At 69.0% G+C, this 26,040-nt stretch carries 25 protein-coding genes and 1 riboswitch; of the genes, 17 read left to right on the plus strand and 8 right to left on the minus strand.

All coding sequences use genetic code 11. The features are described from left to right. The first annotated feature begins 6 nt into the window (after positions 1–6). The 14 genes from FV229_RS00255 to FV229_RS00320 all read left to right on the plus strand — a co-directional run bounded on the left by FV229_RS00255 (position 7) and on the right by FV229_RS00320 (position 15,397). Positions 7–858 (plus strand): ABC transporter substrate-binding protein, encoded by an 852-nt coding sequence (locus FV229_RS00255; protein ID WP_147750018.1) that lies wholly within the window; start codon positions 7–9, stop codon positions 856–858. Beyond that, a complete protein-coding gene (locus tag FV229_RS00260; protein WP_147750019.1) occupies positions 855–1,889 on the plus strand; it encodes an iron ABC transporter permease in 1,035 nt (344 codons plus the stop codon). The genes FV229_RS00255 and FV229_RS00260 overlap by 4 nt, the downstream gene beginning before the upstream one ends. Further along, complete coding sequence (locus tag FV229_RS00265) at positions 1,886–2,704, plus strand: ABC transporter ATP-binding protein (protein ID WP_147750020.1); 819 nt, start codon at positions 1,886–1,888, stop codon at positions 2,702–2,704. The genes FV229_RS00260 and FV229_RS00265 overlap by 4 nt, the downstream gene beginning before the upstream one ends. Beyond that, on the plus strand, positions 2,679–3,641 hold the full coding sequence (locus tag FV229_RS00270; RefSeq protein WP_147750021.1) for a hypothetical protein: 963 nt from the start codon (positions 2,679–2,681) through the stop codon (positions 3,639–3,641). The genes FV229_RS00265 and FV229_RS00270 overlap by 26 nt, the downstream gene beginning before the upstream one ends. A 50-nt stretch (positions 3,642–3,691) precedes the next feature. After that, positions 3,692–4,186 carry an AAA family ATPase gene (locus FV229_RS00275; protein ID WP_147750022.1) on the plus strand — a complete coding sequence of 165 codons (495 nt, stop codon included), beginning with the start codon at positions 3,692–3,694 and terminating at the stop codon, positions 4,184–4,186. A gap of 96 nt (positions 4,187–4,282) precedes the next feature. Further along, positions 4,283–4,482: riboswitch (cobalamin riboswitch) on the plus strand. A 109-nt stretch (positions 4,483–4,591) separates the two neighbouring features. Then, positions 4,592–6,700 carry a TonB-dependent siderophore receptor gene (locus FV229_RS00280; RefSeq protein ID WP_243971734.1) on the plus strand — a complete coding sequence of 703 codons (2,109 nt, stop codon included), beginning with the start codon at positions 4,592–4,594 and terminating at the stop codon, positions 6,698–6,700. Further along, positions 6,700–7,881 (plus strand): heparan-alpha-glucosaminide N-acetyltransferase domain-containing protein, encoded by a 1,182-nt coding sequence (locus FV229_RS00285; protein ID WP_147750023.1) that lies wholly within the window; start codon positions 6,700–6,702, stop codon positions 7,879–7,881. The genes FV229_RS00280 and FV229_RS00285 overlap by 1 nt, the downstream gene beginning before the upstream one ends. A 289-nt stretch (positions 7,882–8,170) precedes the next feature. Further along, complete coding sequence (locus FV229_RS00290; protein ID WP_056160253.1) at positions 8,171–8,809, plus strand: 2,3-bisphosphoglycerate-dependent phosphoglycerate mutase; 639 nt, start codon at positions 8,171–8,173, stop codon at positions 8,807–8,809. A 147-nt stretch (positions 8,810–8,956) separates the two neighbouring features. Then, on the plus strand, positions 8,957–10,054 hold the full coding sequence (locus FV229_RS00295) for a putative sulfate exporter family transporter (protein ID WP_200913232.1): 1,098 nt from the start codon (positions 8,957–8,959) through the stop codon (positions 10,052–10,054). 101 nt (positions 10,055–10,155) lie between these two features. Continuing rightward, complete coding sequence (locus FV229_RS00300) at positions 10,156–11,295, plus strand: adenylate/guanylate cyclase domain-containing protein (RefSeq protein ID WP_056217688.1); 1,140 nt, start codon at positions 10,156–10,158, stop codon at positions 11,293–11,295. A 196-nt stretch (positions 11,296–11,491) separates the two neighbouring features. Beyond that, a complete protein-coding gene (locus FV229_RS00305) occupies positions 11,492–12,715 on the plus strand; it encodes a molybdopterin-dependent oxidoreductase (protein ID WP_056217685.1) in 1,224 nt (407 codons plus the stop codon). Positions 12,716–12,726: 11 nt separating this feature from the next. Next, the gene (locus tag FV229_RS00310; RefSeq protein ID WP_056160265.1) at positions 12,727–13,065 is read left to right on the plus strand and encodes a cytochrome c; all 339 of its coding nucleotides are present in this window, start codon (positions 12,727–12,729) and stop codon (positions 13,063–13,065) included. A 184-nt stretch (positions 13,066–13,249) separates the two neighbouring features. Next, on the plus strand, positions 13,250–14,233 hold the full coding sequence (locus FV229_RS00315) for a beta-propeller fold lactonase family protein (protein WP_056160267.1): 984 nt from the start codon (positions 13,250–13,252) through the stop codon (positions 14,231–14,233). A gap of 78 nt (positions 14,234–14,311) precedes the next feature. After that, positions 14,312–15,397: a sulfite oxidase gene (locus tag FV229_RS00320; RefSeq protein WP_056160270.1), complete on the plus strand. Its 1,086-nt coding sequence runs from the start codon at positions 14,312–14,314 to the stop codon at positions 15,395–15,397. Between the two features lie 3 nt (positions 15,398–15,400). On the opposite strand, the gene FV229_RS00325 is transcribed toward FV229_RS00320, so the two are convergent. The 5 genes from FV229_RS00325 to FV229_RS00345 are packed head-to-tail and all read right to left on the minus strand — an operon-like array spanning position 15,401 to position 18,368. Then, positions 15,401–15,772, minus strand: coding sequence for a DUF202 domain-containing protein (locus tag FV229_RS00325; protein ID WP_056160273.1), 372 nt, complete (start codon positions 15,770–15,772; stop codon positions 15,401–15,403). Then, positions 15,769–16,659 carry a LysR family transcriptional regulator gene (locus FV229_RS00330; protein WP_147750024.1) on the minus strand — a complete coding sequence of 297 codons (891 nt, stop codon included), beginning with the start codon at positions 16,657–16,659 and terminating at the stop codon, positions 15,769–15,771. The genes FV229_RS00325 and FV229_RS00330 overlap by 4 nt, the downstream gene beginning before the upstream one ends. Next, the gene (locus FV229_RS00335; RefSeq protein ID WP_056160280.1) at positions 16,656–17,465 is read right to left on the minus strand and encodes an anti-sigma factor; all 810 of its coding nucleotides are present in this window, start codon (positions 17,463–17,465) and stop codon (positions 16,656–16,658) included. The genes FV229_RS00330 and FV229_RS00335 overlap by 4 nt, the downstream gene beginning before the upstream one ends. Then, positions 17,462–17,971 (minus strand): sigma-70 family RNA polymerase sigma factor, encoded by a 510-nt coding sequence (locus FV229_RS00340; RefSeq protein WP_147750025.1) that lies wholly within the window; start codon positions 17,969–17,971, stop codon positions 17,462–17,464. Before FV229_RS00340 ends, FV229_RS00335 begins: the two co-directional genes overlap by 4 nt. A gap of 13 nt (positions 17,972–17,984) precedes the next feature. Continuing rightward, positions 17,985–18,368: a hypothetical protein gene (locus FV229_RS00345; RefSeq protein ID WP_056160287.1), complete on the minus strand. Its 384-nt coding sequence runs from the start codon at positions 18,366–18,368 to the stop codon at positions 17,985–17,987. A 182-nt stretch (positions 18,369–18,550) separates the two neighbouring features. Here FV229_RS00345 and FV229_RS00350 point away from each other — a divergent pair, with 182 nt between their 5' ends. The 3 genes from FV229_RS00350 (at position 18,551) to FV229_RS00360 (ending at position 21,921) form a co-directional block, all read left to right on the plus strand. Further along, positions 18,551–19,006 (plus strand): DUF305 domain-containing protein, encoded by a 456-nt coding sequence (locus tag FV229_RS00350; protein ID WP_056160290.1) that lies wholly within the window; start codon positions 18,551–18,553, stop codon positions 19,004–19,006. Further along, positions 19,003–20,439: a YncE family protein gene (locus FV229_RS00355; protein ID WP_056217678.1), complete on the plus strand. Its 1,437-nt coding sequence runs from the start codon at positions 19,003–19,005 to the stop codon at positions 20,437–20,439. The genes FV229_RS00350 and FV229_RS00355 overlap by 4 nt, the downstream gene beginning before the upstream one ends. 411 nt (positions 20,440–20,850) lie before the next feature. Beyond that, a complete protein-coding gene (locus tag FV229_RS00360; protein WP_147750026.1) occupies positions 20,851–21,921 on the plus strand; it encodes a DMT family transporter in 1,071 nt (356 codons plus the stop codon). 38 nt (positions 21,922–21,959) lie between these two features. Here FV229_RS00360 and FV229_RS27135 read toward each other — a convergent pair whose 3' ends face one another. The 3 genes from FV229_RS27135 to FV229_RS00370 form a co-directional block, all read right to left on the minus strand. After that, entirely contained in the window at positions 21,960–22,130 is a 171-nt protein-coding gene (locus FV229_RS27135) for a hypothetical protein (RefSeq protein ID WP_187275008.1), read from the minus strand. 73 nt (positions 22,131–22,203) lie between these two features. Further along, a complete protein-coding gene (locus FV229_RS00365) occupies positions 22,204–22,668 on the minus strand; it encodes a threonyl-trna synthetase (protein WP_246687991.1) in 465 nt (154 codons plus the stop codon). 112 nt (positions 22,669–22,780) lie between these two features. After that, positions 22,781–26,038 carry a CusA/CzcA family heavy metal efflux RND transporter gene (locus FV229_RS00370; protein WP_147750027.1) on the minus strand — a complete coding sequence of 1,086 codons (3,258 nt, stop codon included), beginning with the start codon at positions 26,036–26,038 and terminating at the stop codon, positions 22,781–22,783. Positions 26,039–26,040: the final 2 nt, after the last annotated feature.

The following is a 26,040-nucleotide window of genomic DNA, read 5'->3' on the forward strand; positions in this document are numbered from 1 at the left end:
ATTGCGATGTCGATGCGATGGACGCTGGCTGCGCTAGCGATTGCGGTCTGGCCTGGTCTGTCAGGTGCGGGGTGGGCGGCAGACGAGCCGGCGCATCCAGTCTACGTCGTCTCGATGAACCTCTGCGCCGACGAGCTGGTCCTGCGGCTCGCCGACCGCGACCAGGTCACCGCCGTGACCTACCTCGCCCATGACCCGCGCGGCTCCACCGTCGCGCGGGAGGCCACCGGCATCGCGGTGACCCGTGGCCTGTCGGAGGAGATCGTCGCGCTCCGGCCCGACCTCGTCGTGGCCGGTGCCTTCACGACGCGGACCACGGTGGGCCTGCTCAAGCGCGTCGGCTTCCCCCTTCTCGAACTCGGCGTACCCAACGACTTCGAGGGGGTGCGGGCCCAAATCCGGACCGTCGCCGCGGCCCTCGGGCACCCGGCGCGCGGCGAGGCGATGGTCGCGGACCTCGACGCGCGGCTGGCGCAGGTGGTGCCGGCGGCAAAACCGTTGCGGGCACTCGTCATGCGCCCGAATGCCTTCACGGTCGCACCCGGCAGCCTTGGCGATGCGATCATCCGCGCCGCCGGCCTCGTCAACGTCGCGGCCGAACTCGGTCGCGACCGCTTCGGCCAGGTCCCGCTGGAAGCGGCGGCCTTGGCCAACGCCGACCTCATCGTCCTTGACGAGGGGGAGCCCGGCGCGCCGTCGCTCGCCGACGCCCTGTTGCATCACCCCGTCCTCGACGCCCTGCGCCGACAGGGTCGTACCGTCTCGATTCCGAACCGGCTCTGGACCTGTCCAGGTCCCCAGGTTGCCGAGGTCGTGGCCTTGCTCGCCGCCGCCGCACGCGAACGGGCAGAGCCATGAACGCACCCATTCCACCTCCTGCCCGGATCGAACGCGCGGTCGTCGGACCCCGCAGCATCGTCGTTCTCCTTGGCCTGCTGGTTCTCGTTTTGACGTTGGCGTCCATCGCGGTCGGGTATGCCCCTTTCGACGTCCCGGCGGCGGCTGGCGACATCATCGCCGGACGGGCGACACTGCCTGCCCTCGTCCTCTGGGAGCTGCGCCTGCCCCGCGCCCTGCTCGGGGCCCTCGTCGGCTTCAGCCTCGGGCTGACCGGGGCGGCGATGCAGGGCTACCTGCGCAACCCGCTCGCCGATCCCGGCATCCTCGGCATCTCCTCCGCGGCGGCCCTCGGGGCCGTGGTTGTGTTCTACGGCGGGTTCGCGGCCTCCGTCAGCCTCGCCCTCCCGCTCGGCGGGATCGCCGGCGCCGCCGTGGCGGCGCTCGCCCTGAACCTTGTCGCCGCCAGAGGCGGCACCACCCTGGGATTGATCCTCGCCGGCGTCGCCCTGTCGAGCCTCGCCGGTGCCATGACGGCGCTGGCGCTCAACCTCTCACCCAATCCCTACGCGGCCTTGGAGATCGTGTTCTGGCTGATGGGGTCGCTCGCGGACCGCAGCATGGACCATGTCTGGCTTTGCCTGCCGCTGATGGCAGTGGGCTGGGGCCTGATGCTGTCCACGGCTCGCGCGCTCGATGCCCTGACGCTCGGCGAGGACACGGCCGCGAGCCTCGGCTTCCATCTGGTCTCGGTGCGCCTGCGCCTCGTCACGGGCGCGGCGCTGGCCGTTGGCAGCGGCGTCGCCGTCAGCGGCGCCATCGGCTTCGTCGGCCTCGTGGTGCCGCATCTGGTGCGACCGTTGGTTGGCGCGCGTCCCGGCGCCAGCCTGCTGCCGAGCGGACTGGCGGGGGCGGCCCTGGTGCTCGCAGCGGATCTGGGCGTGCGCCTCCTGGCGACGCGCCCGGAACTCAAGCTCGGGGTGGTCACGGCACTGGTCGGGGCGCCGTTCCTGATCGTGCTTCTCATGCGCGAACGGGGTCGTGGCGCATGAGCCTCGCGACCGCAGCTCTCGATGTCCGCCTCGGCGGGCGTGTCATCCTCTCGGATATCACCCTGTCCCTGGAACGCGGGATCCTCGTCGGTCTGGTCGGTCCGAACGGCGCTGGCAAGACCACCCTCCTGCGCACCCTCGCGGGCTTGGTCGCCCCGACCAAGGGCCGCGTGGATCTCGACGGTATGCCGCTCAAGGGCATCTCCCGCGACGCGCGCGCCAAGCGCATCGCGGTCCTGTTCCAGGGCGCGGGGGCCGGTTGGCCGATGCAGGTGCGTGACCTCGTCGCCCTCGGCAGGCTGCCGCATCGACGCGCGTTCGGTGGCCTCGATGGCACCGATCACGCCGCAATAAACCGAGCGATGACACGGACCGACGTCGCGCGCTTCGCCGAGCGGACCGAACCGACCCTGTCCTCGGGCGAGCGGATGCGCGTGTTGCTGGCGCGGGCGCTTGCCGTCGAAGCGGAATGGTTGTTGGCCGACGAACCGATCACCGCCCTCGACCCTGCCCACCAACTCGACGCCATGACGTTGTTGCGGAGCGTGGCCCTGGCCGGCACCGGCGTCGTCGCCGTCCTGCACGACCTCTCCCTCGCGGCCCGATTCTGCGACCGGATCGTGGTCCTGGGCGAGGGACGTGTCACTGCCGATGGACACCCGGACGTTGCGTTGACCGACCGGCTGCTCTCGGACGTCTTCGGCGTCACGGCGTGCCGAGGGGCTGGACCGGACGGAACCGCCTATATCCTGCCCTGGAGCCGTTCAGGGCCACATCCGGAGGAGATCGATGCAGCCTTCCCCCACCAGCCCTGATGCCACCGTCGCCCTTCTGCGCGCTGCACTGGCCGATCCGACCACGGCCTGGAGCCTGGGCAGCTTCGGTGCCATCGCCGAGTTCATGCGCGATCCGGACGAGCCTGTCCTGGCCCTCCCTGACGATCGCCTGGGACTTGCGACCGCGCGCGGGGCCATCGCCCTGACCCCGAGCTCCGACCTGCGGCCCGTCGCCTACGAGACGGCCGTTTCGTCCGGCTGGAACCACGCCATCGCGCTTTGCCTGCCGGAGGCGACCTGCGCGATGAACCGCAGGACCGTGGTGACGGAACTCGGGCCCGACCGGAACGCCGCCCGGGTCGAGGATCGCGACGGCATCCTGTTCGACCTCGGCCTCGGCCTGCTCGCCGTGGATGCCTGTGTGCGGGTGCGCGATCCGGAGGCCGTCGAGCGGCTGCGGGCCGGCGTCGGCATGCCCCTGTTCGACCACGCAAACCCCATCGGGTCGCATCTCGTCGCCATGAGCCCGCACCGGGTGTTCCTGGCGCGGGTCGGGCGCGTCGAGGTCTATGCTCCGATCCCGGGCCCCGGCGGTACCAGTCCTGAAGGTCCGCATACGCATGTGCTGCCCAAGCTCCTGCGCAGCGGTCGGACCCATGCCGCCACGACGCCGATCCCGGCGGGCTGGGTCCCCTGCGGAGGCCTGCACCCGGCGCACCCCTACAAGGACATGATGGGCGACCGCATCGCCTTCGATGCCGGCCGCTACGAAGCGTTCCAGGCGATGCTCGACCATTGGGGTGATCCGGAACTCGTGGCCATCAAGCGCGGCGGGCCCGAGGCGCCCGGCGGCACGGTGTCGACCCGCCACGCCCAGGGCGCACGGCGGGTCGCCGAGGCCCAGGCTCGTTACCTACGGGGCGAGATCATCGAGGGCTCGGCGAGCGACGACGAGGATGCGGAGGCGACGGCCTGACCGTGACCCGGACGGTGCCCGGCAGGAATCGTCCGGGGGCACCGCAGAGGGTGATCGGCCTGATCGGCTGCCCGGGCGCGGGGAAGACGACCTACGCCCGCCGCTTCGACCCTCTCGCCGGCTGGGTTCACCTCACCCTCGACGACTTCCGGCAGACCCTCTGGCCGCCGCACCGGCAGGTCTACTGGGAACTCAGGCAGGGCTCACATGACGATGCGGCCCGGGACCTCCTGCACCGGGTCAAGGAAGCGGCCCTGGATGCCGCCCTGACGAACGGCTTCAGCGTGGTGATGGCGGACACCCATCTCACCAGACCCGTGTTCGAGCGCGAGCTCGGGATCGTCGCCCGACACGGACTCACCGTGGAGTGGAAAGTGTTCGACGTGCCGTGGGAGATCCTGAAGTCCCGCAACGCGGAGCGTGGTCGGGTGGACCCGTCGCATCGCCAGCCGGATGAGGTCCTCCGGTTCACCTACGAGGTTTTCCGATCCCCGGACGCTTGGTGGCGTAGCTTGCCGCCGCAGCAGGTCGAGGTCCTGACCTGACGGACGGAGTGCGCGATCCGTCTTCCCAGGTGTTGCCGGCAGGGCATAACCCCTCGTGCATTGCACTTGGTCCGTTGACGGGCATGGGCGTCGGCATGTTAGCTCGGCCGTGACGGTTCCTCCCCGGAGGATCAAAAGGGAACGCGGTGCGGGGGTAGCCCCAACGCCGCGGCTGCCCCCGCAACTGTAAGCGGCGAGCCCTTCGCCACCGACGTCACTGAGCGGCCTCGCTCGGGAAGACGGTGAAGGGCAGTGACCCGCGAGCCAGGAGACCTGCCGTCAGTCGTGGTCACACGCGAGACACGCTGGGCGGGGTGCCCCGGCGGGTGCGGAAGCATGCGCACTGCGCGTGGTTCGGCCTCGTTCGCGGTGACGTGCCACTGCCGTCGCCCGAGGCCCATCAACGTGTCCCGTTCACCGTCCATCCCGCTGATGTCCGTGCTGGCCCTGTCCTGCGCGATCCCCACCGCCGTCGCAGCCCAGGGGGCGCGCTCTGAGGAGACCGCCGTGGTGCTCGACGCGCTCTCGGTCGAGGGGACCCTCACCGCCACGCCGACCTACCGGGTGCCGGAGCTCTACAGCGGCACCAAGACGATCACGCCCCGCCTCGACCTACCGCAGCAGGTCGACGTAATCCCCCGGGAAGTCCTGATTGACACAGCCGCGACCCGCGTCGAGCGCGCGCTCGACTACGTGCCCGGCGTCGGCAAACAGAACGACTTCGGCGCCCAGAACCTCGCCCTGTACTCGGTGCGCGGCTTCGCAACCCAGGATATCTTCCAGAACGGCTTCAACATCGCCCGCGGCTACAACGGCGCCCCCGACACCCAGAACGTCCAGTCCATCGAGGTCCTGAAGGGCCCGGCCGGAGCCCTCTACGGCCGCAGCGATCCGGGCGGCACCGTCAACATCCTCACCAAGCAGCCCGTAGCCCGACCCTTCGTCGAGATGGGCACGCTGTTCGGCAGCTTCGGCACCGCCCGCACCACGGTCGATGCCGGCGGTGCGTTGAGCGAGGACGGCAGCGTCCTCTATCGCTTCAACGGCGCGCTCGCCCGCCAGGACAGCTTTCGAGATTTCGTCGACGGCGATCGGGTGCTGCTCGCGCCGGTGGTGAGCTGGCAGGTCACCCCCGACACCAAGATCACGTTCGAGGCGCAGTACCTGCGCAACCGCCAGACCTTCGACCGCGGCACTGTCGCGGTGAACAACCGCCTCGGCCTCGTCCCGCGCTCACGCTTCTTCGGCGAGCCGGGCGACGATTCCGTGTCCGAGAGCGCGCTGCTGCAGGTGCGGCTGGAGCACGCCTTCAACACCGACTGGCATTTGCGAGTCGCCACGCACCTTAACACCGGTAGCCTCACCGGCGTGCAGACCGGCGCGACCGGGATCCTCGACGACGGGCGAACGCTGCTGCGCGAGTTCCGCCAGCACGACTTCACCTGGGGCGTCGCCATCGGCCAGGCCGAACTCGTCGGGCGCTTCGAGACCGGGCCCATCGCCCACACCCTGCTGCTCGGCCTGGAGCACGAGCGCTACAACAGCACCGAGAACCTCCTGCGCTCGACCCCGCGCCTCGACCCCTTCGCCATCGACCTGTTCAACCCGGTCTACGGGCAGGCCAAGCCTCCGTTCACGCGCCGCTACAGCGCCAGCGAGAACGTCGGCAACACGGCGGTCTACCTCCAGGACCAGATCGCGCTCAGCCCGGAATGGAAGCTGCTGCTGGGCAACCGCACCGACTTCTACAACCAGACCTTCCGCGACAAGGTCGCGAACGAACGGACCGAGCAGGACCGTACCGGCTTCTCGCCGCGGGCCGGCCTCGTCTACCAGCCGCTGTCGTTCCTGGCCCTCTACGGCAACGTCGCCGCCTCGTTCCGCCCCAACACCGGCTTCGACAGCGCGTCCCGGCCCTTCGCTCCGGAGACGGGCTTCGCCTACGAGGTCGGGGCCAAGCTCGACCTGTTCGACGGCCTCAGCGTGACGGCGGCCGCCTTCCACATCGAGAAGGAGAACGTGCTCACCACCGACCCGGCGGACTTCTTCTTCCAGATCGCCGCGGGGGCCGTGCGAAGCCAAGGCTTCGACGTCAGCCTGGTCGGGCAGATCACGCCCGAGTTCCGGGTGATCGGCGGATACGCCTTCATCGACGCGGCGGTCACCCGCGACGAGGTGCTGAGGGTCGGATCACCGCTGCTCAACATTCCACGCCATAGCGGCTCGCTGCTCGGCATCTACGAGGTCCAGGCCGGCGACTGGAAGGGTTTTGGGATCGGCGGAGGGTTCCGAGCGGTCGGCTCGCGGCTCGGCGACAGCGGCGTCGAGAGCTTCCGCTTGCCGGGTTACATCCTGACGGACGCGCTGGCCTACTACCGCTACGAAAACCTGCGCTTCGGGCTGAACGTCGACAACATTTTCGACGAGACCTACTACGAGCGCTCCTACAACACCTTCTGGGTCGGCGTCGGTGAGCCGCGGCGGGTCACCGTCAGCATGACGGCACGGTTTTGATGAGCGAGCGTCCGGAGCCGCCGGAGGCATCGACCAGTCTATCGACCCTGTCCGGCCGCATCGCCTCCATCGATGCCCTGCGCGGACTGGTGATGGTGCTGATGCTCCTCGATCACCTGCGCGAGACCTGGTTCCTGCACGTACCCGTGGCCGACCCGGTCGACGCCCGGACTGCCCTGCCGGCCGTGGCCCTAGCCCGCCTCGTCGTCAGCCTGTGCGCACCCATCTTCATCGCGTTGACCGGCGTGGCCGCGTACCTGTTCGGTACCAGGCATACGCTGGCGGAGACACGGGCCTACCTGCTGAAGCGTGGGCTCGTGCTGATGGCGCTGGAGGTCTTCTACCTCTCGGAACTGTACTGGGGCGTGGCCAGTCCGACGCTCTGGCTGCAGGTCATCTGGTGCATCGGCGTCTGCATGATCGTCCTGGCGGTGCTGGTCGGCCTGCCACGTCCGGTTCTATTCGCGGTAGGGCTGCTGATCGTCGGTGGCCACAACCTCCTTGACCCGATCCACCTCCAGCCTGACCAACCGTTTTTTGCGGTCTGGGCGATGCTGCACCAGCGTGACGTCATCGCGCTGCCGTTCGGGCTGGTCGCCAAGACGACCTATCCGGTACTCCCGTGGATCGGCGTGATCGTGCTCGGCTACGCAATTGGCCCGTGGTTCCTGCCCAACGTCGCGGCGCAAACCCGCGAGCGCCGGTTTCTGGCCCTCGGCTGCGGGATGCTCGTCGCTTTCATGGTCCTGCGTCTGGCGAACGGCTACGGCGACAAGCCCTGCTTCGTGATCGAGGGCGACGCGCTTCGGACCAGTTTGAGCTTCCTCGCGCTGACGAAGTATCCCCCCTCGCTGCTGTTCCTGCTGCTGACGCTCGGGATCGGGTTGCTGCTCCTGGTTGCTCTCGAACGGATGCGCGACGCTTCGGTCGTCTCGGCCCTGGCGGTGTTCGGCGGTGCGCCGATGTTCTTCTACTTGCTCCACCTGACGATCCTGCGGCTCCTGTATCACGGTGCCGCCGCCATCTGGGCCCCGACGCAGGGCAGCGTGTTCGGCGTGGCAGATTACGGCTGGGTGCTGGTCTGGTACGTCGGCCTGGTCGTGCCCCTCTACTGGCCGACGGCCTGGTTCTCGCGCGTCAAGACATCCCGACGCGAGATCGCTTGGCTCAGGTATCTCTAGTGGATGAAATCTGACGGATGGAACCCGTTCCCTGGGCCCACGCCCGGCCCCTTGCCGACCCTCGGAAGGTCCGCTCCCGGCCTGTTGAGGCAGAGGTCAACGACCGGGTTGGGTGGGAAGCAGCTTGGCTGCTTTCAGTCGCAAGACGTTCATAAGCGGACCTAGGATGACCCGCCGTCTCCGGATGGACGGTCCAACCCATCGCAGGGTCGAAGTTCGTTAAAGTCGGATGCCGACATCATCAGAGGCGATGCGACCAGCACGAAAGTGCTCTGCCTCGGGAGACAGGGTGATTCACGATTGCAAAGCCCCGGTCACGCGACATCTCGTGCTGGTCCGGCATGGCCAGAGCGTAGCCAACCGATCCGGCCTGTTCACGGGATTGCTGGACTCGCCCTTGACCGAGCAGGGCCGGAGGGAAGCCGAGGCAGCCGGCCGGCGTTTGGCAGAGTGCAACTGGCGCTTTTCCGCTGCCTTCACCTCGACGCTAACGCGGGCCGTCGTGAGCGGCCGGCTTATCCTCGATGCGCTCGGGCAACCCGGATTGGTCCCCCAAAGCTTCGCCGCGCTCGACGAGCGAGACTACGGGGACCTCAGCGGGCTCGACAAGATCGCCGCCGATGCGCGCTGGGGGGCGGAGCGGATCGAGACCTGGCGCCGCTCCTACGCAGAGGCGCCGCCGAACGGTGAGAGCCTGCGCGATACCGTCTCCCGTATCGTGCCATGCTACCTCCGAACCATCCAGCCGGCGGTCATGGGCGGAGACGTGCTCGTCGTCGCCCACGGCAATTGCCTGCGGGCGCTTGTGATGGCGCTCGAAGACCTCAGCCCGGCGGAGGTCGAGCACCTCGAACTCGCGACGGGCTCCGTCAGGATCTATGAGCTTGCCGCGGACACGACGATCAAGGCCCACTGGATCGACGGGTGAATCCGCCTGTCGGCCTCTCACAATGGGTCTCCGTGATCTGCGAAGGGGCACTTATTTCATCTATTTCAGTGATGGGAAGCATCTAATCATTCCGTTGGAGTGAATGAAAAGAACATGGGATTCTCCGGCATCACATCGGAGCCACCCATGTCCGCGCCCAGACTTTTCTCCCACGCTCGGTCAATGCGTGCCTTGGCCGGCACGAGAGCCATCCTTCCGGGACTGGGTCTCTGTATGGCGGTCACCGCCGCAGCGGTCGGCTTCGAGGCCGTCGAGGCGCATCTGTTCGGTCGCGCCTGGCTCGAAGCCCTGGTGCTGGCGATCCTGCTCGGGAGCGCGATCCGCACCGCCTGGACCCCGTCGCAACGTTTCTTTCCCGGCATCGCCTTCGGGGCCAAGACCGTACTGGAGATCGCGGTCGTTCTACTCGGGGCCTCGCTCAGCCTCACGACGATCCTCGCCGCCGGTCCGGGTCTGCTTTTCGGCATCGCGGGCGTCGTCGTGGTCGCGATCCTGTCGAGTTACGGCATCGGCCGAGCGCTCGGGCTGCATCCGCGCATGGCGATCCTCGTGGCCTGCGGGAACTCGATCTGCGGCAACTCGGCGATCGCCGCCACGGCACCGGTGATCGGCGCAGACGGCGAGGACGTCGCCGCCTCCATTGCCTTCACTGCGGTGCTAGGCGTGCTAGTGGTGCTCGGCCTGCCGCTGCTGGTGCCGCTGCTCGGCCTGTCGCCGATGCAGTACGGCGTGCTCGCCGGCCTTACCGTCTACGCCGTGCCGCAGGTGCTCGCCGCCACCGCGCCGGTCGCGGCGCTCAGCGTCCAGGTCGGAACCCTGGTGAAGCTCGTCCGGGTGCTGATGCTAGGCCCGATCGTCCTGGTGCTCTCGCTCGGCGCGAGCCGGCTGCGCGAGGAGACCGACGAGGCCGCCCCCGGCGTCACCGCGGGCGACCGCCCGGCCCGCGGCGGCCTCGCGATCCACCGCCTGGTGCCGTGGTTCATCCTCGCCTTCCTTGCGCTCGCGGGCCTTCGCTCGACGGGCCTGATCCCGCCGGTTGCGCTCGCGCCGATGTCGGAGACCGCCAACGTGCTGACCGTGGTCTCGATGGCGGCGCTCGGCCTCGGGGTCGACGTGCGCAGCGTCGCCAAGGCCGGGGCGCGGGTGACCCTCGCGGTGGTCGCCTCGCTCCTCGCCCTCGGCGCCGTCAGCCTCGGCCTGATCCGCGTGCTCGGCCTCGTCTGATCCGCGCTATGGCATCGATCCAACTCCTTGATGAAAGAACTGCCGTGACACGTTCGTCCCAATCTTCGTCCGAGGCGGTCGCGCAGGGGACGGGATGGTTGATGGGGCCGGGTCGCGAAGCGGCGGACGCGGCAGCCCTTCTCGACGGGTTCAGTGCGTGCCTCTCGGGGCTTGGCCTGCCACTGGCCCGCGCCACCACCCACGCGCCGACCCTGCATCCGTCGTTCCGCTGGGTAATGCGCGTCTGGCATCCAGGAGCGTCGAGCCTAGCCTTGCGTCGCCGCCACGGCATCGAGAGTACGCCGACGTTCCACGGCAACACCGTCGAGCGCGTAGTCGAGACCCGTACCCCGTTCCGATGCCGTCTCGACGGGGATGGGCCGCTGCCGTTTCCCGTGCTCGGCGAGCTTCGCACCGAGGGTCTAACCGACTACCTCATCGTGCCGCTGCGCGCCGCGCGTGGACGCATGGGCGCCGCCTCCTGGGCCACGGCGAGACCGGGCGGCTTCACGCCGATCGAGATCTGCACGTTGCTGGCGCTGGTCGAGCCGTTCTCGCTGCTGTTCGAGATCAAGGCGCTCGACGACATGCTAGGCGCGGTGCTGAGCGCCTATGTCGGACGCGACCCGGCGCGGCAAATCCTGACCGGCACGGTGCGGCGCGGCGACGTACGCTTGATGCGGGCCGCGATGATGCTGACCGACCTGCGCGGGTTCGGCGAACTGTCCGACCGGCAAAGCCCCGACCGTGTCGTGGCCGCCCTCAACCGGATGTTCGATGCCATCGTGCCGGCCGTCGAGGCGGAAGGCGGCGAGGTGCTGAAGTACATCGGCGACGGGCTACTGGCCGTGTTCGATGCCGATCGCGACGAGGCCGAGGCGCGCAGTGCCGCCTTGCGTGCCGCCGAGGCCGCGCTTGATGCGCTTGCGACCCTGCGCAACGGTGACAGGGCTGCCTTCGAGGTCGGCGTCGCACTTCATGTCGGGGAGGTCGCCTACGGCAATATCGGCGGCGGCGACCGGGTCGATTTCACGGCGATCGGCCGCGATCTCAACGTGCTCGCCCGCGTCGAGCGCCTGTGCAAGACCTACAACACGCCGCTGATCGCCACCGACACCTTCATCGACGGGTTGGCACATGCCCTTGAACCGCTCGGCACCGTCGCCTTGCGCGGTTTTTCCGAGCGTCACGCCCTGTTCGGGTGTCGCAGGACCGCGCCCGTCGGCGCGCCGGCGGCGTGACGCCGAGACGGCGTCCTTGATCGTCCCATTGGAGATCGAAACTTCTCAAATCATCGCGTTTGGAGATCATTCGTATCGCGAAAGACCGTTGGTGGGAATAAATCGTATCCCGTAGCATCTCCCTGGTCGCGAGGAATCGCCACGGGTCCGATGCCTTCGAACGCATCGACGCCGACATCCTTCAAGGGGAGAGACCATGCACGGACTGGACAGACCGATGAACCGCCGCCTCGTCCTGGGTGGCCTAGGGCTCGGAAGCCTCGGCGCCGCCATACCGGCCTGGGCGGCGGGCTCGGTGAAGCTTCCGCTGCCCGGCGGCCCGGACGAGCGGGCGCTGACCACGGCCTTTCCGGGCAAGGCCGAGATGATCCTCCAGCGCACTCATCCGCCGCTACTGGAGACGCCGTTCTCGGTGTTCGACGAGGGTGTATTCACCCCCAACGACCGCTTCTACGTCCGCTGGCACTGGGCCTCGATCCCGACCGAAGTCGATGCCGGCACCTTCCGGCTCAAGGTCCACGGCCATGTCGAGAAGGAGCTCTCGCTCTCGCTCGACGCCATCGCCGGCCTGCCGCGCTTCGAGATCGCCGCAGTGAACCAGTGCTCGGGCAATTCGCGCGGGTTGTTCGAGCCGCGGGTGACCGGCGCGCAATGGGCAAACGGTTCGATGGGCAACGCCCGCTGGACCGGCGTGCGCCTCAGGGACGTGCTCGAAAAGGCCGGGGTGAAGGCCGGTGCCGTGCAGGTGCGCTTCAACGGCCTCGACGAGCCGGTGGTCGACGACGCGCCCGACTTCAAGAAGTCGCTCGATCTCAAGCACGCCAACAATGGTGAGGTGATGATCGCCTACGCGATGAACGGCGAGCAATTGCCGCTGCTCAATGGTTTCCCGCTCCGGCTCGTGGTGCCGGGCTGGTACTCGACCTACTGGGTCAAGATGCTGTCCGACATCGAAGTGCTGGACAAGCCCGACGACGGGTACTGGATGAAGACCGCTTACCGCATTCCTGACGTGCCGGGCGCTAACATCAAGCCCGGTCAGACCGGCTTCAAGACGGTGCCGATCAACAGGATGGTGCCGCGCTCGTTCGTCACCAACCTGACCGATGGCGCCAAGGTGGCGGCCGGAACGCCGGTGGCGTTGCGCGGCATCGCCTTCGGCGGCGATTGCGGGGTGAAGGCGGTGGACTTCTCAGGCGACGGCGGCGCGACGTGGTTCCCGGCGCAGCTCGGCGCGGACGAAGGCCCCTACAGCTTCCGCCGCTTCGACGGCAGCTTGCCGGCATTGGCTGCCGGCAGCCACACGGTCAGGGTCCGCTGCACCAACACCAACGGCGTCGCGCAGCCCCTGGACCGGGTCTGGAACGGGGCCGGCTTCATGCAGAACGGCATCGAGGCCGTGTCCTTCCAGGCCGCTTGAGGAGAACAGCCATGAACCCGATCCGCCCTGCGGCCCTCATCGCCGCCCTCATACTGTCTCCCCTGGTGGCGTTCGCCGCTTCGGCTCCCGAGCCGATGCGCTTCACCTCGCAATCGATCGAATTCCCGACTTCCGACCGGATCTTCCCGGACGGGCCGGGGGCCGAGGCGGTCAACAACAACTGCCTCGCCTGCCACTCGGCCGGGATGGTGCTGACCCAGCCCAAGCTCACGAAGGCGCAGTGGACCGAGACCGTGAACAAGATGGTTCACGTCTACAAGGCGCCGGTCGATCCGGCCGACGTGCAGACCATCGTCGACTACCTCACGGCGTTGAAGCCGACGCCCTGAACCCCCGAATCCCGAGGCCGCCGCGTTTTTTTCGCCGGCCTCGGGGAATAGACCGCGCCCTCCGGCATCTCCCCAGGGCGATGCACGGCCAAACCGGTCTCGCATCACGCAATCCGAATTAGAACCAGCCCTCACGGCAGGCCCCGGCCGCCGAACGAGCGCGCATGCCAGAGAGACACGCTTCATGACCCACGTCCGCACCAGCCTCCGCGCCCTCCTCGCCGGAGCCGCCTTGCTCCTCGCCCAGGGCCAGCCCGGGTCCGCCGCTGGCTTCGACGGCGCGATCAAGAACAACGCCCTGGCGCTGAACGCCGCTGGGACCGTCGCCGCTGTGTCGAACAGCGAGGAGAGCGCCGTCATCGTCTACGACGTCGCCAAGGGCACGGTGCTGCGCCGCCTCGACGGCTTCGTCACGCCGCGCAACATCGTTTTCGCGCCGGACGGCGCCCGCTTCTATGTCTCCGACAGTGGCACCGGCCGGATCACGGTCTATGAGACCGCCACCGGCAAGGAAGCCGGCGTTCTCGCCGCCGGCCCCGGCGCGTTCGGCACGGTGCTCTCGGCCGACGGGGCCAAGCTCTACGTCAACAACGAGGCCGCGAGCACGCTGACCGTGTTCGACACCAGGACCATGCTCGCCGAGGCCGTGATCCCCGGCTTCGCGCAGCCGCGCCAGGGCGTGAAGCTGTCGCCTGACGGCAAGACCGTGTTCGTCACGAACTTCCTTGGCGACAAGATCACGTTGGTCGATACCGCCACCAACAAGATCACCGGTGAGATCGCCGGGTTCGACAAGCTGCGCGCCATCTCGATCACCAAGGACGGCAAGACGCTTTTTGCCGCCAACAGCGGCCGTAATACCATCGGCGTGGTCGATGTCGCCGCCCATAAGGTCACCTCCGAAGTGGAAGTGGGCAAGGACCCCTACGGCGCCGCACTGACCCCGGACGGGCGCTTCGTCTATTCGGGCAACCTGAAGGACAACTCGCTCTCGGTGATCGACACCGGCACCCTCAAGGTCGTCGCCACGGTGACCGGCCTGAACGAGCCGCGCCAGGCGATCGCGTTCTCGGCCGACAACGCCCATGCCTACGTCCTCAACCGCGACCTCAGCGTCGCCGTAGTGGACCGGGCGAAGAACGCGGTGGTCTCGACGATGAAGCCCTGAGGCGACGCGCGCCGGGGGCCTTATCGCCCCCGGCGCGTTCTCGTCGTCGATACGTCACGAACGCAGGACAAAAACCCCATGCTCGGCCTGTTCCAGCGCAAGGACCGCCTCATCGTGCACGGCGAGGCGCCCTACAATGCCGAGCCGCCGCTCGATCGCCTGCGGGCGGCCTTCCTCACCGACCAGGCCGACTTCTACGTCCGCAGCCACGGCGACATCCCGGACCTCGACGCCGACGGCTACCGCCTGACTGTCGACGGGATGATCGCGACGCCCCTCGAATTGTCCGTCGCCGATCTGAAGGCACGCTTCGCGCACGTCACCGTCACGGCGGTGATGCAATGCGCCGGCAACCGCCGGGCCGACATGCTGGCGGTGGCCCCGGTCGCCGGCGACCCGTGGGCGGCCGGCGCCATCGGCAACGCGGAATGGACTGGGGTGCGGCTCGCCGACGTCCTGCACGCCGCCGGGATCGATGCGGGCAGTCCGCGCCACGTCGCCTTCGAGAGCCACGACCGTATCGCGGGGTCGGACATACGCTTCGGCGCCTCGATCCCGCTCGCCAAGGCGCTGGCGCCCGAGACGCTGCTCGCCTTCGCGATGAACGGCGAGCCTCTCGCCCCCGAGCACGGCTATCCGTTGCGCGTGGTGGTGCCGGGATTTGCCGGCATCCGCAGCCCGAAATGGCTCGCCCGCATCACGGTGCAGGACCACCCCTCCGACAACCCGATGCAGGCCGACGACTACAAGCTGTTTCCGCCCGACGTGACCGCCGAGACCGCGGACCCCGCCCACGGCATCACCATCGAGGCGATGCCGCTCAACAGCGCGATCTGCGAGCCCGCCCGCGGCGCAGCGTTGAAGCCCGGCCGGCACGCGATCCGCGGCTACGCCATCGCCAGCGATCGCGCGGTCGCCCGCGTCGACGTCTCGACGGATGGCGGCCGCAGCTGGGCGCAGGCCCGGATCGACCGCGATGCCGACGCGCCCTACGCCTGGACGTTCTGGGAGATCGACCGCGAGCTGACCGCGGGCGAGCACGAACTCGCGGTGCGGGCCTGGGACTCCGCCGGCCAGACCCAGCCGGCCGCGCCCGACGACACCTGGAACTACAAGGGCTACCTCAGCGCCGCCTGGCACCGGGTACGGGTCACTGTGGCCTGACCGTCACGCCCAGAGCAGGGCGGTGGCCGCAAGGCCCGAGATCGCGATCAGCAAGGCCACGATCCCGACGGTGAGGATGCGCGGCATCATCGGGATCTCGGCATCGGCGAGACGCGCCCGGATCGCCCGGTCCCGCCATGCGGCGCCGGCGAACGAGGCAAGCGCGCAGGCGATCAACGTGAGCGACAGCACCTTCAGCGGCCAGACCGCCAGCACCTCCCGCAGGAAGCGCTGCGCGGCCAGGCCGACGCCGAGGAAGGCGAGCCCGGTGCGAAGCCACGCCACGAACGTACGCTCGGCTGCCAGAACCGTCCGGTCCTCGGCGAGCCTCACCCGGGGATCGTCGGGGTGCACGGGTTTCGCAGGATCGCTCATCCGGCACCCGCCGTCGCGATCAGGTCGAGCAACGCGTCGGCGGCCCGGCTGCGGTAGCGCTCCTTGTGGCGCAGCACCCGGAACGGCCGGCTCGGCAGGGCGAACGCCGCCCGCACCAGGGTTCCGGTCCGAAGCGCGGCGGCGACCACGGTCTCGGACAGGACGGCGGCCCCGCCCCCGGCCTCGACGGCGGCGCGCACCGCCTCGTTAGAGGGCAGTTCGAGCGTGACCCGAAGCTGGGCGGCTGCGAGGCCGGCCGCACCCAGGGCCGCCTCGAAGGCCGAGCGGGTTCCCGATCCCGCCTCGCGCAGCACCCAGTCGGCCCCGGCGAGATTTTCGGGTTCGAGGTCGGTCGCCCCGGCGAAGGCATGGCCAGGGGCGACCACGAGGACCAGTTGGTCCTGCGCGATGGTGGTGCTCGCAAGCGTCGGGTCGTCGAGCGCCCCCTCGACGAAGCCGAGTTCGGCCTGCCCGGCGCGCACCGCGTCGGCGGCGTCGGTGGTGTTGCCCACCGCCAACCGGATAGCGATCTCAGGGTAGGCCCGGCGGAAGGCGACGAGGTGGCGAGGCAGCCAGTCGCTGGCGATGGTCTGGCTGGCGTAGAGCGCCAGCGTCCCGCGCCGCAGGCCGCTGAGGTCGGCGAGCACCAGTTCGGCGGCCTCGGCCCGGGCGAGCACGGCGCGGGCCTCGACGAGAAATATGCGCCCCGCCTCAGTCAGCTCGATCCCGCGGCCGACCCGGTGAAAGAGCTTGGTGGCGTGTCGCCCCTCGATGTTGGCGATCGCCGTGCTGACCGCCGACTGGACGAGGTTCAGCGCTTCGGCGGCCCGCGTCACGTGCTGTCGCTCGGCCACCGCCACAAAGATGCGGAGTTGGTCGAGGGTCATGGTTGCCGCTGCGGAACCGGCAGTCCACGGACTTGCGCGTCGACCGACTGCGCGACGATCAACAGCCGCGCCTCGTCGGTGCGACCCGTGACGACGTAGGACATGCCGCCATCGACCCAGGAGAAGGCGGCGATGTCGCCCTCGCGGGCGAAGCGGAACACCGTGCGGCCATCCGCATCGCCTACGCGGCTGTAGAGTGTCAGCCGGGTGCCGTGGTCGTCATCGTACATCAGCATCGCGGCGGATTCGGAACCCGCCGGCAGCAGCCGGCCGCCCATCAGGCGGAAGCCGTACGCCGTAAGGTCGGGGGTGGTCACCGCCCGGCCGAGGCGCTTCGAGAGCCACGTAACAAGGTGCGGCTTCTCGTCGGCGCGCACCTCCACCGGATGCACCGCCTCGACCACGTAGGTGCGGAAGGCCGCCACCGCGTCGTCGGTCGCTGGCTCGGTTCGCGCGAGCGTGACCGTGGGTACCTGCCGCGCGGCATGGCCGAACCAGCCGGCGGCGCCGCCGACCGCGAGGCAGAGCACGGCCGCAGCCGCGACCGGAAGCCAGCGGTAGGTTATCGGGCGATGTCGCGAGCGGATGTTGGCCACCCGGAGCCGCGCCGGAATCGCCTCCTCGGCGATCGGCGCGAGGCGGGCACGCAAGCGCTCGCGTAGGGCGCGATCCGCCGAGACCTCCGCCGCCCGCGCGGGGTTTCCCCTGAGCCATGCCTCGACCAGCGCCTGCCGCTCCGGTTCGAGACGACCGTCGATCAGGCCGTGGAGGTCGTCCTCGCCGACCGGGCGCGGATCCCCGCTCATTTCACCCTCCTCAAGAGTCCGGTCCGGCCAGTTTCCAGAAAACCGCGCATCCGCGTCCGGGCCCGGCTCAACCGCGACATCACCGTGCCGAGCGGTACCCCGAGCACCTGGGCCGCCTCGGCATAAGACAGATCCTCGACCGCGACGAGGAGCAGCACCGAGCGCTGCTCCTCGGGCAGGGTGTCGAGCCCGGTGAGCACGTCGCGTGCCCCCATAGCGGCCTCGGGGTCGGCACCCGGATCGGGCACCTGCTCCAAAGCCTCAGCGCCGACATCGATGCCGCGCCGGCCCCGGCGTCGAACAGTGCCAAGGAACAGGTTGCGCTCGATCGTGAACAGCCAGGCTCGCAGGTCGCCGTCGCGGCGACGTCCGGACCAGGCGGACAACGCCCGCTCCAAAGTGTCCTGGACGAGGTCGTCCGCCGCTTCGCGGTCCCGCAACAGTGCGACTGCGTAGCGCCGCAACGCTAGGATCTGCGGTTCGATGAGGGCGGCGATCTCGTCCACGAGGCTTTACCGATTAGGGCTTGGCGATGTGCCATGCACCGTTGAGGAATCCGTCGCCGGTGATGTCGCCGGGCTTCGTATCCTTGGCGAAGGTGTAGAGCGGCTTGCCCTTGTGGGCCCACTGCATCGTGCCGTCGTCCCGCGTCACCATCGTCCAGTCGCCACTAGCAGCCGAGCCGGAGGCGGCCATCAGTGCCGGCCAGTTGGCGGCGCAGGGGCCGTTGCACATCGACTTGCCGCCCATGTCCTTGTCGAAAGTGTAGAGGGTCATGCTCTTGGAATCGACGAGCGCCGGCCCCTTGGCAGTCTCGGCCGTTATCGCAGGCGCAGCGGCCTGGGCGGCGACGGCGGAGAAGGCGAAGGCCGCAAAGGCGGCGCGGATCAGCATGGTGCGCATGAGTGAGGTCTCCGGCGGTCTACCATGACCGCATCGGGAGAGATGCCGAACGGGCGCGTCTATTCCACTGACATTTGGAAAAGATCGATCACATCGGCAGGGCCACCAATTCGTCCCCGGCCAGGGAATAAAGCCGTTTCCCCGGCATCTCTCCCATCGACAACGAACGAGGAGGACGGCCCATGCGCGGAGCACTGGGATTTGCGCTCACGGCCGCCGTGATGGCCGGCGGCCTCGTCGGCGGCCGGATGATGATGCCCCCGACGCTGGCCGCCGCCGAGCCGCCGGCCATCGTCTCCGCGTCCTTCGACGCGATGATGGCGCAGTCGATGACGCGGATGCATGCCGACATGATGGTCCCGCCCTCGGGCGATCCGGACCGCGACTTCGCTGCGATGATGATCCCGCACCACGCGGGCGCGATCGCGATGGCCCAGGCAGAGCTGCTCTACGGCAAGGATCCGGTCCTGCGCCGCCTCGCGCAGGGGATCATCGTCGAACAGGGCCAGGAGATCGCGGTGATGCGCCGGGCGCTCGCCGATCTCCCTCCCGCGCCGGATTCGTCTGCCGCAGCCACCCACCTTCACCACCATGGCACGGCCCCTGCCGCCGAGATGCCTTCGGAGATCTGCCGATGAAGACCGCCCTCACCCTCCTCGCGCTCGCGATGCTCTCCGGCTCGGCTCTCGCCGGGCAGGCCCCGGGTGCAGCCTTTGCACCGGACGTGCCGGTCAGCGGCAGGGACCGGTTCTATACGTCGGACCAGTTCTCCAACACGGTCTCGGTGGTCGATCCCGCCGCCAACGTCCTGCTCGGCGTGATCCGGCTCGGCGACCCGACGCCGATGAACCTGAGCCCGCTCTATCGCGGCCAGCTCCTCGTCCACGGCATGGGCTTCTCGCCCGACCACAGGACGCTGCTCGCGGTCTCGATCGGCTCGAACTCCGTGAGCTTCATCGACACGGCGACCAACACGGTCCGCCACACCGCCTATGTCGGCCGCGCGCCGCACGAGGCCTTCTTCACGCCGGACGGCCGAGAGGTCTGGGTGAGCGTGCGCGGCGAGGACTACATCGCCGTGCTCGATGCCGCGACCGCCAAGGAGACGCGCCGAATCACCGTGCCGAACGGGCCCGGCATGACGATCTTCTCGCCGGACGGCGCCTACGGCTATGTCTGCTCCAGCTTCAGCCCCGAGACGGTGGTGATCGACACGAAGACCCACTCCATCGTCGGGCGCGTGAAGCAGGAGAGCCCGTTCTGCCCCGACATCGCCGCGACACCGGACGGCAAGCAGGTGTGGTTCACCCTCAAGGATGTCGGCCGGACCCAGGTGTTCTCTGCGACGCCGCCATTCGCGCCGCTGAAGACGATCGAGACCGGGCCGATCACCAACCACGTCAACATCGTCTCGACCAAGGCCGGCCAGTTCGCCTACGTGACGATCGGCGGCCTGAACCAGGTCAAGGTGTTTCGCACCGACGACTTCACCCAGGTCGCCACCATTCCGACCGGCGCCCTACCGCACGGGCTCTGGCCCTCGGGCGACGGCAGCCGCGTCTATGTCGGCCTGGAGAACGCCGACAAGGCGGCGGTGATCGACACCGCGTCGAACACGGTGATCGCCGAGGTGCCGATCGGGCAGGGTCCGCAGGGCGTCGCCTACGTCCCGAACGCCGTGCCGGAGGGCGACGGAATGCAAAACCTCCAAGCGCTGGGCGCAGCCGGCAAGACCAGCGCGCTGACGCTCGCGGGTACCGATGGCAAGCCGGCGACGCAGGTCACCCTGTTCGACCAGGGCGTGTTGCAGACGCTGCAGGCCGCGGTAACGGGACTGCCCTCGAAGATGCCGTTCGTGCTGGCGCTGGCCGCCGATCCGAAGGGGGCCGCAGGCCTGGAGCCGCTCGCCGCCTTCATGACCAACCCGGCCGGCGCGGCCATCGTCAACGCGATCGGCCCGATCCGCCAGATCACCCGCACGGATGCCGGCGCGAGCCGGCGCTACCTCGTGGTGGTCTCGGGCAAGCCCGGTGAACTCGGCGGCGTCGTCCAGATGCAGACTGTGGATTGAACGGGCGGCCTCACGAGCGCGGGAAGCGGGAATCCGAGAGCATGCGTTCGCAGCGCGCGTCCAGCTGCAACGTCTGCTTTCAAGGCCTCCATTGGCTTGCTTCTATGACCGAGTAGGGTCGGTTGCGGAACGTCCGCTTACGGACGCAAGGCCGGAGTCCGCTTGCCACCCTCAGCCAAAGTTGCCGGACGGCCGACGAATGGCCGCTTTCAGGAAGCGCCGGGCAATCCATGCGGCTGGGTTGGGTCGGGTGCAGTCGGTACCGAGCGTTAGATCTAACTGCTACTCGACAACTTGGGGCAACTTAGCGCGACCAAAGGCATGTGCTCGCGCCGCTGCGGGCGGTCTTGGCTTCGATGGAACGGTATCACAGGACGGATACGGCATCCTTCGTCGGTGCTATCGTGCGGCATGTTCGAGCAAGCCCATCGTCACGCGCACCGCTGGCCCGGAGTGCCGCTGGCACTGGCATCCGCCGTCCTGTTCGGTGCTTCGGCCCCCTTCGCCAAGCTCCTGTTGGGCTCAGTGGACCCGCAGGCGCTGGCCGGCCTCCTGTATCTTGGTGCGGGCGTCGGCCTCGCCGCCGTCCACGGCAGCCGGTCCGCCCTCCGGATCGAGGCGCCGGAGGCCCCCCTGCGCAGGTCGGACGCACCGTGGCTGCTCGCGGTGGTGCTGTTCGGGGGCGTGGCGGGTCCCCTGCTGCTGATGCTGGGGCTGGCACGGACGTCGGCGGCCTCGGGCTCGCTCCTGCTCAACCTCGAAGGGCTGGCGACCATGGGCATCGCCTGGGTGGTGTTCCGCGAGAACGTGGACCGCCGCCTCCTGCTCGGCGCGGCGGCCATCCTCGCCGGCGCCGTCGCGTTGTCGTGGCAGGGCCAGGGCGTCCACCTCGACGCGGGCGGCGGCCTGATCGCGCTGGCCTGCCTTGCCTGGGGCGTCGACAACAACCTGACCCGCAAGCTGTCCTCCGCCGATCCGGTCGTGATCGCGTTGACCAAGGGGCTCGTCGCCGGGGGCGCCAACCTCGCCATGGCCCTCGCACGCGGTGCCAGCCTGCCGCCGCCCGGCATGATCGGCTTCGCGGCCGTCGTCGGGTTCCTCGGGGTCGGCGTCAGCCTGGTGCTGTTCGTGTTCGCGCTGCGCCATCTCGGCAGCGCGCGGACGGGGGCCTACTTCTCGCTCGCCCCGTTCATCGGGGCCGTCGTAGCCTTGGTCCTGTTGCCGGAACCAGTGACCCCGCAACTCGTCGTCGCCGCGCTCCTGATGGGGGTCGGCCTCTGGCTGCACCTCGCGGAACGGCACGACCACGAGCATTCGCACGAGGCGATAGGCCATGAGCATGGGCACGTGCACGACGAACATCACCACCATGACCACGATGGTCCCGTGACCGAGCCCCACTCCCACTGGCATCGCCACCAGCCGATGCGGCACAAGCACGTGCACTACCCCGACCTGCATCATCGCCATGGACACGGTTGAGCCGGCGCGGGGGCAATCGGCGCCGCGGTCGAGTTTCGTCACCGTGGGACGTAGAAACAGCAGTAGACCGCAAGCACGACGGCGATGGCCATCGCCGACATCAGGAATGACCGTCGCGCCGCCCTCAGGACATGCGGCCTGACCTTGCGTCGGCGCCTGCTTCCGCCGCCGAATTCCCCGATCTGCCGGGCGAGCTTCTTGCCGGTCATCGCCCCCTGGTCCCATGCCGATGGGCTCCATGGGTCGAGGAGGAGCGCCGCTGGCCGTGACGGATCGGCACGATCACGGGACCATCCCGCCGATCAGGTCCGCCATGTGGGCGCCGGCGGGGTGGCCCGTGGCGGTGCGGTGGTTCTCTGAGCAGGCGGCATAGTCCGGGCCGGACGCGGATATCACCAGCTCGCGGGCGCCGTACGGCAACGTGCGCGTCGCCAGGACAGCCCGGCCCGAGAGCCATACCAGCGACCCCGAGGCGAGGCCCGGGCGCGGCTCGCCGTAGCGGCGCACCCCCTTCGCGCCGGATGGCCTCGCGTGCGGTGACCGGATGGCCTCGCGTGCGGTGACATGAGCTGGTCCGTCGAGCGGCCGACCGACCCAGACGACCTGCTGGAGGCCCTGCTCCCTGCACACCACCAGGACCACCTCGACGGTGTCGGGTCCCGAGGCGAGCGGACGGTCGTGGAAATAGTACAGCCCGGTCAGGTTCGCCTCGCGGTCGACCATCGAGGGTGCATCGACACGGTCCACGGGACCCCAAGCCAATCCGAACGGCGCCTCGCCCGCCGTCGGTTACGCCGCCATGGCCGCGCCTGTCCACGCCACCACCGTCAGTGCGAGCGCGGGGCGGCAAGACATCGTCCTACTCCGCGGCCTGCGGCAGGACGGGGCGTGCATGGGGACCCTCCTTCTCCACGGAAGCCTTCCTCGGGGCGACGGCACCGGCGAAGCGCGCGTAGAGGGCCGGCAGGACGACGAGGGTCAGCAGGGTTGCCGAGATGAGGCCGCCGATGACCACGGTCGCCAACGGACGCTGGACCTCGGCGCCCGTCTCAGTGGCCAGCGCCATCGGCACGAAGCCGAGCGACGCCACCAGGGCGGTCATCGCCACCGGACGGAGCCGGGTCATCGCACCCTCCAGGATGGCCTCGCGCCGTGGCCGCCCGTCCGCGATGAGCTGCTTGATGTAGGTCAGCATCACCAGGCCGTTGAGGACGGCCACCCCGGACAGGGCGATGAACCCGACCGCCGCCGGGACCGAGAACGGCATGCCCCGCAGCCACAGGGCCGCGATACCGCCGGTCAGTGCCAGCGGGACTGCGCTGAACACCAGGAGCGCGTCACGCGCCGAGTTCAGGGCCGAGAACAGCAGCAGGAAGATCAGGAAGAAGCACACCGGCACCACCACCATCAGGCGCTGGCGGACGGAGGCCAGGTTCTCGAACTGCCCGCCCCAGGTCACGTAGTAGCCGGCGGGAAGCCGGACCCCGGACGCGACCTTGGACTGGGCCTCCGCCACGAGCGAGCCGATGTCGCGACCACGCACGTTGGCCGTGACCACGACCCGACGGCGACCGTTCTCGCGCGAGATCTGGTTCGGTCCCTCGGTGACGGAGAAGCTCGCCACCTGCTTCAGCAACACCGAGGAGGCCCGTCCGTTGACCCCCGGGGGCAGCGGGACCGGGATGTTCTCCAGGGCCTCGCGGTCCTCGCGGACCTTGTCGTTCAGGCGCACGACGATGGGGAAGCGACGGTCGCCCTCGAACACCATGCCGGCCTCGCGGCCGCCGATGGCCGCGCCGATAACGTCCTGGATCGAGGACGTGCTCAGGCCGAGGCGGGCCGCCTCCGTCTTGTTGATCTTGATCTCCAGGAACGGCAGGCCCGCCGTCTGTTCGACCTTGACGTCGTCGGCGCCCTCGGTCCCGCGCAGGATCGTGGCGACCTGGTTGGCGGCCTTCAGCATCGGCTCGAACTCCTCCCCGAACACCTTCACGGCGAGGTCGCCGCGGGTGCCGGCCAGCAGCTCGTTGAAGCGCAATTGGATCGGCTGGGAAAACTCGTAGACGTTGCCGGCGAGCGCCCCGAGCGCCTTCTCGATCTGCTCCTGCAGGTCGGCCTTGGACAGGTCCGGATCGGGCCATTCCTCCTGGGGCTTCAAAATGACGAAGGTGTCGGACGAGCTCGGCGGCATCGGGTCGGAGGCGACCTCTGCGGTCCCGGTCTTGGAGAAGACGTAGGCGACCTGGGGGAATCGGCTGATCGCCTGCTCGACCTTCAGCTGCATCGCCTGCGACTGGGTCAGGGACGTCGACGGGATGCGCTGGGCATTCAGCGCGATGCTCTTCTCGTCGAGCTGCGGGATGAACTCCTGGCCCAGCCCCCTGAATAGGAACCCGGCGCCGACGAGCAGCACCAGGGCGACGGCGACGAAGGTCATCGGGACGCGCAGGGCGGCACCGAGGACCGGGCGGTAGGCCGCCTTGATCCCGCGGATGATGACGTTGTCGGTCTCCGTGACCTTGCCGGTGATGACGATGGCGATCATCGCCGGCACGAAGGTCAGCGACAGCACGAACGCCGAGACGAGGGCGATGATGACGGTGAGCGCCATCGGTTCGAACATCTTGCCCTCGACCCCGGTGAAGGTGAGGAGCGGCACGTAGACGAGGATGATGATGGCCTGCCCGTAGAGGGACGGCTTGATCATCTCCTCGGCCGAGGCGCGCACGGTGACGAGGCGCTCCTCCAGGTCGAGCTTGCGCCCGAGCTCCCCCTGTCTCTCGGCGAGGTGACGCAGGGCGTTCTCGGTGATGATGACGGCACCGTCGACGATGAGGCCGAAGTCGAGGGCGCCGAGGCTCATCAGGTTGGCGCTGATCCGACCCTGGACCATGCCGGTCATGGTCATCAGCATCGCCACCGGGATCACCAGCGCCGTGACGATGGCCGCCCGGATGTTGCCGAGCAGCAGGAACAGGATGACGATGACGAGCGCGGCGCCCTCAGCCAGGTTCTTGGCCACCGTCCGGATCGTGGCCTCGACCAGCAGGGTCCGGTTGAGGACGGTCTGGACCTCGACGCCGGGGGGGAGCGTGCGCCGGATCACCGTCATCCTCGCGTCGACGGCGGCCGAGACCGTCCTGCTGTTCTCGCCGATCAGCATCAGGGCGGTGCCGATGACGACCTCGCGCCCGTCCTCGCTACCCGACCCGGTGCGCAGGTCGCGCCCGATGCGGACCTCGGCGATGTCCGAGATGCGGACCGGCACCCCGCCGCGCGTGGTCACGACCACGGAGCCGATGTCCTCCATCGTCTCCAGGCGGCCGGCGGCACGGACGACGTAGCCCTCGCCGTTGTCCTCCAGGTAGCGGGCGCCCTGGTTCGCGTTGTTGGCCTCCAGCGCCCGGCCGATGTCGGCGAACGACAGGTCGAGGGCGGTCAGCTTCATCGGGTCGGGCTGGACGTGGTACTGCTTGTCGAAGCCGCCGATGCTGTCGACGCCGGCGACCCCCGGCACGGTCTTCACCTGGGGCCGGATGATCCAGTCCTGGACCGTGCGCAGGTACGCGGTGCGTTCGAGCTCCGTCGCGAGCCGCTGGCCCTCCGGGGTCAGGTAGCTCCCGTCCGATTGCCAGCCGGCCTTGCCGTCCGGGGAGACCTTACGATCCTTCGGTTGGGCGTAGTGGATCGACCACATGTAGATCTCGCCGAGGCCCGTGGAGATCGGGCCCATGTGCGGCTCGGCCCCCGGCGGCAGGGTCGACTTCGCCTCGCCGATCCGCTCCGCGACCTGCTGCCGTGCGAAGTAGATGTCGAGCTTCTCGGAGAAGACGGCGGTGACCTGCGAGAAGCCGTTCCGCGAGAGCGAGCGGGTGTATTCGAGGCCCTTGATCCCGGCGAGCGCGGTCTCGACGGGGTAGGTCACCTGCTTCTCGATATCGACCGGCGAGAGCGACGGCGCCGTGGTGTTGATCTGCACCTGGTTGTTGGTGATGTCCGGCACCGCGTCGATGGGCAGCTTGGTCAGCGAGAACACGCCGAAGCCCGCCGCGAGCAGCGACAGGAGCACCACGAGCCAGCGCTGATGGACGGAGAAGTCGAGGATCTTCGAGATCATGA

This window comes from Methylobacterium sp. WL120 (assembly GCF_008039465.1).
Lineage (GTDB): Bacteria > Pseudomonadota > Alphaproteobacteria > Rhizobiales > Beijerinckiaceae > Methylobacterium > Methylobacterium cerastii.

Excerpts from the sequence above, each read along its gene's own strand:
- FV229_RS00335 (WP_056160280.1), bottom strand. The coding sequence starts at position 17,465 with ATGAGCGGGGATCCGCGCCCGGTCGGCGAGGACGACCTCCACGGCCTG.
- FV229_RS00370 (WP_147750027.1), bottom strand. The coding sequence starts at position 26,038 with ATGATCTCGAAGATCCTCGACTTCTCCGTCCATCAGCGCTGGCTCGTG.
- FV229_RS00265 (WP_147750020.1), top strand. The coding sequence starts at position 1,886 with ATGAGCCTCGCGACCGCAGCTCTCGATGTCCGCCTCGGCGGGCGTGTC.
- FV229_RS00350 (WP_056160290.1), top strand. The coding sequence starts at position 18,551 with ATGCGCGGAGCACTGGGATTTGCGCTCACGGCCGCCGTGATGGCCGGC.
- FV229_RS00260 (WP_147750019.1), top strand. The coding sequence starts at position 855 with ATGAACGCACCCATTCCACCTCCTGCCCGGATCGAACGCGCGGTCGTC.
- FV229_RS00285 (WP_147750023.1), top strand. The coding sequence starts at position 6,700 with ATGAGCGAGCGTCCGGAGCCGCCGGAGGCATCGACCAGTCTATCGACC.
- FV229_RS00310 (WP_056160265.1), top strand. The coding sequence starts at position 12,727 with ATGAACCCGATCCGCCCTGCGGCCCTCATCGCCGCCCTCATACTGTCT.
- FV229_RS00330 (WP_147750024.1), bottom strand. The coding sequence starts at position 16,659 with ATGACCCTCGACCAACTCCGCATCTTTGTGGCGGTGGCCGAGCGACAG.
- FV229_RS00295 (WP_200913232.1), top strand. The coding sequence starts at position 8,957 with ATGTCCGCGCCCAGACTTTTCTCCCACGCTCGGTCAATGCGTGCCTTG.
- FV229_RS00255 (WP_147750018.1), top strand. The coding sequence starts at position 7 with ATGTCGATGCGATGGACGCTGGCTGCGCTAGCGATTGCGGTCTGGCCT.
- FV229_RS00355 (WP_056217678.1), top strand. The coding sequence starts at position 19,003 with ATGAAGACCGCCCTCACCCTCCTCGCGCTCGCGATGCTCTCCGGCTCG.
- FV229_RS00345 (WP_056160287.1), bottom strand. The coding sequence starts at position 18,368 with ATGCGCACCATGCTGATCCGCGCCGCCTTTGCGGCCTTCGCCTTCTCC.
- FV229_RS00315 (WP_056160267.1), top strand. The coding sequence starts at position 13,250 with ATGACCCACGTCCGCACCAGCCTCCGCGCCCTCCTCGCCGGAGCCGCC.
- FV229_RS00270 (WP_147750021.1), top strand. The coding sequence starts at position 2,679 with ATGCAGCCTTCCCCCACCAGCCCTGATGCCACCGTCGCCCTTCTGCGC.
- FV229_RS00325 (WP_056160273.1), bottom strand. The coding sequence starts at position 15,772 with ATGAGCGATCCTGCGAAACCCGTGCACCCCGACGATCCCCGGGTGAGG.
- FV229_RS00300 (WP_056217688.1), top strand. The coding sequence starts at position 10,156 with ATGGGGCCGGGTCGCGAAGCGGCGGACGCGGCAGCCCTTCTCGACGGG.
- FV229_RS00360 (WP_147750026.1), top strand. The coding sequence starts at position 20,851 with ATGTTCGAGCAAGCCCATCGTCACGCGCACCGCTGGCCCGGAGTGCCG.
- FV229_RS27135 (WP_187275008.1), bottom strand. The coding sequence starts at position 22,130 with ATGACCGGCAAGAAGCTCGCCCGGCAGATCGGGGAATTCGGCGGCGGA.
- FV229_RS00305 (WP_056217685.1), top strand. The coding sequence starts at position 11,492 with ATGCACGGACTGGACAGACCGATGAACCGCCGCCTCGTCCTGGGTGGC.
- FV229_RS00320 (WP_056160270.1), top strand. The coding sequence starts at position 14,312 with ATGCTCGGCCTGTTCCAGCGCAAGGACCGCCTCATCGTGCACGGCGAG.